The organism is Mesorhizobium sp. M2A.F.Ca.ET.037.01.1.1, from assembly GCF_003998075.1.
Lineage (GTDB): Bacteria > Pseudomonadota > Alphaproteobacteria > Rhizobiales > Rhizobiaceae > Mesorhizobium.
On record NZ_RZSA01001638.1, the window covers coordinates 1 to 696 of the forward strand.

General features: G+C 62.1%; 1 pseudogene. It reads left to right on the forward strand.

Annotated elements, in window-relative coordinates:
• Positions 1–478 (forward strand): annotated as a pseudogene (locus EOA27_RS38900) (NAD(P)/FAD-dependent oxidoreductase); the annotation flags it as partial.
• Between the last annotated feature and the right edge of the window lie 218 nt (positions 479–696).

Sequence of the window (696 nt, forward strand, 5' to 3'; positions counted from 1 at the left end):
CCGCCCGGAATTCCGGGCGGCACCCGACAGCGTCAACAAGATGTATGCCTTGCAGGAGATGAAGCAGCTCAAGTTCCTGGTCGGTCAGGTCAGCGGGCTGGCCGGGGCCGACGGCCAGTTGTCATCGGCGACCATCAAGGGCGGTCCGGACGGCGACGTTGAGGTGCCATGCACCCGCATGCTGCCCTTCTTCGGCCTCACCATGAAGCTCGGACCGATCGCCGAATGGGGCCTCAACCTCAACGAGAACCTGATCCCGGTGGACACCGAGAAGTTCCAGACCTCGATCCCGGGCATCTTTGCCGTGGGCGACATCAACTGGTATCCCGGCAAGCTCAAGCTGATCCTGTCAGGCTTCCACGAGGTGGCGCTGATGGCACAGGCCGCCAAGCGCATCGTCAGCCCGGGCGAGCGCATCGTCTTCCAATATACGACCTCATCGACCAGCTTGCAGAAGAAGCTCGGCGTCCACGACTGAGTATGTTGAATTCAGGTGATGCCGGCCTGACCTGAATCTCAACACACCTCGGAGAGATTACTCCGCAAGCACCGGCGCGGCGTGCTCGTCGCGGCCGCGCAGTTCCTTTTCCGGCATGAGCGCCAGCACGATCAGCGCAAGGACAAGCGTGATCCCGGTGGTGAGGAAAATCATCACGAACGGCAGCGCCGATGACAATTCGATACGCGTCGCGGCGC